2 protein-coding genes and 1 pseudogene are annotated in these 4868 nt (G+C 76.7%); all 3 read left to right on the top strand.

Annotated elements, in window-relative coordinates:
• On the top strand, positions 1-932 hold a 932-nt coding region (locus tag BJF79_RS32355; protein ID WP_143220517.1), incomplete at its 5' end, for a DUF4132 domain-containing protein.
• A complete protein-coding gene (locus BJF79_RS32350; protein ID WP_075903157.1) occupies positions 929-3070 on the top strand; it encodes a DUF4132 domain-containing protein in 2142 nt (713 codons plus the stop codon). The genes BJF79_RS32355 and BJF79_RS32350, both read left to right, overlap by 4 nt.
• Before the next feature lie 285 nt (positions 3071-3355).
• Positions 3356-4868 (top strand): annotated as a pseudogene (locus tag BJF79_RS54160) (hypothetical protein); the annotation flags it as partial.

Genomic DNA, 4868 nt, shown 5'->3' with positions numbered 1-4868 from the left:
GGCTGGACGCCGCCGCCTCCACCGTCCTCGACTACGGGCCGCGCCGGTTCCGGGTCGGCTTCGACGAGCAGTTCAAGCCCTACGTCGCCGACGCGGACGGCAAGCCCCGCAAGACGCTGCCCAAGCCGTCCGCGAAGGACGACCCCGACCTCGCGCCCGCCGCCCACCGGGCCTGGACCGAGCTGAAGAAGGACGTGCGGACCGCCGTGTCGGTGCGGATCCGCGACCTGGAGGAGGCGATGCTCGACGAGCGCGCCTGGACCCCCGGCGAGTTCCGCGAGCACCTCGCCGGGCACCCGATCGTGGCGCGGATCGTCCGCCGCCTGGTGTGGCGCACCGATGCCGGAGCGTTCCGGGTCGCCGAGGACGGCACGTTCGCCGACGTCCGCGACGACCCGTTCGCCCCCGCCGAGACGTCCCGGATCGGCGTCGCGCACCCGGCGCACCTCGGCGAAGACGTCGGGGCGTGGTCGGAGGTGTTCGCCGACTACGAGATCCTGCAGCCGTTCCGGCAGCTCGACCGCCCCGCCGTCCCGCTCACCGCACCGGAACGCGACGGCGACCGGCTGGCGCGGTTCGACGGCCTGGAACTGCCGGCCCGGCGCGTCTTCGACGCGCTCTCCCGCACCGCCTGGCGGTTCGGGTCGGCTGAGTACACCGACGAGCCGTGGGCGTGGTGGCCCGACTCCGGCGGGCGGTGGGCGTGGTGGCCGGACGGCGACGACCGGCGCGTCGTCGCCGAGTTCCGCCCCGGCCCGTGGCAGGAGTGGGAAGACTGGGACGACGTGGACGGATCGATGACCATCGAGCACGTCCGCGCCTCCGCGACCCCCGCGGGGCACGGACCCCTCGGCGACCCGGTCCGGTTCGGCGACCTGAACGCGGTGTCGGTCTCCGAGGCCCTCGCCGCCCTGACCGGGGGCGCGCCGTGACCGCCGTCCGGACGCCCGCGTTCCTGGCCGTCCCGCCGTGGGACCGCCCGGTGAAACCCGTCGTGACCGGTCTGAAGCCGCCCGCCGGACGCCGGTTCTCGCTGGGGAACGGCGTGCTGGACACCGACCTCCTCATCGAAACGCACCAGTTCCCCGAACCGGAAGACCCCGACTGGGACGACCTCCTCGGGCGCTACCCCGCCCGCATGCCCCGCATCCTGAGGACGCGTTTCCTCCTGCACGCGCCCGAGGACATCGTCCGTCCGCTGCTCGCCGCCTGGACGAAACCCCTGGAGGCGGACCAGACCGGCCGGTGGCCGATCACGCTCGTCGCCAAGTACGGGCTCGACGCGTTCCCGTACGCCTGGACCCAGGCCGTCGAGGGGCGCTCCGGCCTCGACGGGCGGCTGCTCGTGCCCTACCTGGACGCCGCGGTGGCCGAAGTGATGGCCGGCTGGGCGCTGCACGGCGGCTGGGCGCGGACGTGGCTCGACCTGCACGGACTCGACGTCGTGCCCTACCTCGCGCCCGCCGCGCTCGGCCGGGGGACCGCGGCGCGGCGCGCCGCCGAGGCGGCGCTGCGCCTCCTCGCCGACGGGCACGGCGCGGACACCGCGCCCGCCGCGTACCCGGACGCCGCGGACGAACTGCGGACCGTCCTGTCGGCCCACCCGCTGCGGACGGGCGCCGTGCCCCGGCCGAAGCTCCCCGCGTGGGCGGCCCCGGCCGCCCTGCCGAAGGTCCTGCTACGCGGCGGGGAGGCGGCGCTGCCCCCGGCCGCGACGCGGACGCTCGCCGAACTCCTCGCGACCCCCGTCCCCTGCGCGGCCGACGAGACGCGCGCGGAACTCGACCCGGCGTCCCTCGCGGAGTTCGGGTGGGCCCTGTTCGAGGGGTGGCGGGCCGCCGGGGAACCCGACGGCGAGGCGTGGGCGCTGGTGCAGCTCGGCCGCACCGGCGACGACACGACCGCCCGCCGTCTCGTCCCGGTGATCGCCGCGTGGCCGCGCTTCGCCGGGCACCGCGAGTCGAAACGGGCGCTGGCCGCGCTGGCCGCCATCGGCACGGACGCGTCCCTGCGCGCCCTGCGCGCCGTCTCGGCGGACCCGAAATACCGCGGCCTGGTCTTCGACGCGGCGTCGGTGTTCCGCGACGCCGCCGCCGCGCGCGGCCTCGCCCCCGAGGAACTCGCCGACCGGCTCGTCCCCGACCTCGGCCTGGACGCCGACGCCTCGACCACCTTCGACTACGGGAGCCGCCGCTTCCTGGTCCGGCTCGACGACCGGCTCCGGCCGCAGGTCACCGGCGAGGACGGCAAGCCCCGCAAGTCCCTCCCCAAGCCGTCCGCGAAGGACGACCCCGACCTCGCGCCCGCCGCCCACCGGGCGTTCACCGAGCTGAAGAAGCACGTGCTCGACGTCCTGGACGAACGGCGCCGCGGCCTGGAGACCGCCATGGTGGACGGGCGGACGTGGACGCCCGGCGAGTTCCGCGACCTGTTCGTCCGGCACCCGATCGTGTACCGGATCGCCCGCCGCCTGCTGTGGCGCGCCGACGCGGGGGCGTTCCGGATCGCCGAGGACGGCACGTTCGCCGACGTCCGAGACGACCCGTTCGTCCTCCCCGAAGCCGCCCGGATCGGCATCGCCCACCCGGTGCACCTGGCCGGCGCCCTCCCGGCCTGGCGCGAGGTGTTCGGCGACTACGAACTGCTCCAGCCGTTCCCGCAGCTCGACCGTCCCGCCGTCCGCCTCACCGCCCCCGAACGCGACGGCGACCGCCTGGACCGCTTCGCGGGCCGCACGCTCCGCGCGTCCGACGTCCGCTCCGCCCGCGACGGCACCCGCTGGGCCGAAAGCGGGACGGCCGACCGTCGGCTGTGGTGGCGGGTCGGCGACGGCCACCGTGTCGTCGTCGGCCTGGGCTCCGGCCCGTGGCCCGACGAAGACGACGCGGACGCGACGCTGACCGTCGAGTACGTCCGCGCCACGACCCTGCCGAAGAACCCCGACGCCCCCGGCGACCCCGCCCGCTTCGCCGACCTCGCCCCGATCTCCGTCTCCGAAGCCCTGACCACCCTGATGCCGCCCCCCGAAGCCCCGACCACCCCGGACGCCCCCACACCCCCGCCTCCGTGACGACCGTCCCTTCGTTGATCTGCGGCGTGTTGCCCTCATGGAGGGCACTCATAAGGGCAACACGCCGCAGATCAACGGAAAAGGCGGGCGGGGCATCGCGGGGTTCTTGTCGGGGACGGGCTCTAAGTTGATCTCCGTGAACGATCAGCCCCTCGAACTCCCCGACGAGAACGTCGTGGACGCTCCCGGACGCGTGGCTCCGGGAGCTGCATCCGCGGCGCGGCGGCAGCCCCGGTCCAGGTCGCGAAGCCGGCGCGGACGGCGCCGCGCAAGGCGCGGGCGCTCATGGACGAGCACGCCGACGCGATCGAGGTGCTGACGACCGGCGGGGACGGCGGCGACCCGCGGCTCGCGGCGGCGGCGCGCCGGTACCTGGACGGCGAACCGGACCCGGCGGGCGCGGCGGCCGTCGCCGCCGCCGTGGCGGGCCGCTTCCACGGGTGGAACGCCGACCGGCCGCGCAAGGCGCTCTTCGAGGGGTGGGCCGTCGAACACGGGCTCGTGTTCGCCGCCCGCGCGCTGGTCGAACTCGGCGGCGGACCCTCGGAGCGGCGGGCCCGGGCGCTGCTGGCGGCCGCCGGGGACGCCGAGTACGCGACGCCGTGCGCGCCCTCAGAAGGCCACCGCCGGACCCGCGCGACGCGGGTGCTCACGGCGTACCTCGTCCCCACGAGGCGGGACTGGGTGGACGAGGCGTGCGCGGAGGTCGCCGACACCACCGACGACCGGGACGGCCTGCGGTGGAAGCTGCTGTGCTCCCTCGGCGGGCCCGGGGCCCCGGCGGGCACGCTCGTCTCCCCGAGCTGGGGCACCGCGCGCCCGGGCGTGCTCGCCACGCTGATCGACGGCGTCGGCGCCGCCGCCCTCCCGTACATCCTCGACTGCGCGGCGAGCGAGTACCTCTCCAAGGAGGACTACCGCAACCTGTTCGACGCGGTCGGCCTGCTGCCGACCGACGAGGCGTTCCGGGCGCTGCTGGAGCGGCGGGACGACGAGCACGCGCGGCCCGCGCTCCTCGCGGCGATGCGGCGGTTCCCGGTGCGGGCGCTGCGGCTGCTCGCGGCGGCGGACGCCGCCGACCGCTGGCCGAGCACGTCCGGGCGCACGCCGGGACGGTCGCGGCGGTGCTCCCCGCGCTCCCGGCGGAGACGCGCGCGGTCGTCGAGCCGGTCGCCGCCGCGCAGGTCCGGCTGCCGGACGCGCCGCCCGAAGCCGTCCCGGACGTCCTGGCCGACCCCGTCTGGCGGCGCCCGGCCGTCAAGCCCGTCGTGGCGGGCTGGAGCCGCCCGGCACCCGCGAGACGGTGTGGCGGGACGGCGAGCGCGAGGAGTGGCTCGCCACGGAGACGCCCCGCATCCCCGTCCCGCCCGATCCGAACTGGACGAAACTCGCCGAATCGTGCCGCCGGGGCTCCTACTCACTGGAGGAGGTCCAGATCCTCCTTCACGGGCCGGACGAGGTGGTCCGGCCGCTCCTCGCGGACTGGACCGGCTTCGTCGGCGACGACGGGCCCGAGGCCATGCGGGTCCTAGCCGCCCGGCACGGCCGCGAGGCGTTCGACGGCGTGACCGCCGGGGCCGACGAGGACCCCGCCCGGTGCGGCGGCGCGCTCCTGCCGTTCCTGGACGCCGCGACGGCGGCGAGGGCGTGCGGCTGGGCGGTCCGGCGCGGACCCGTCGACGCGCCCGGCCTGGCCTGGCTCGACCGGCACGGCCCCGCCGCGGTGCCGCTCCTCGTCCCGGCGGCGCTCGGCACGAAGGTCCGGAACGCCGCGCCCGCCGAGAGCGGGCTGCGCCGG

The organism is Actinomadura sp. CNU-125, assembly GCF_001942465.1.
Taxonomy (GTDB): Bacteria; Actinomycetota; Actinomycetes; order Streptosporangiales; family Streptosporangiaceae; genus Spirillospora.
Note: the sequence above shows the minus strand (reverse complement) of the source record. Positions and strands in the feature narration are given on the sequence as shown.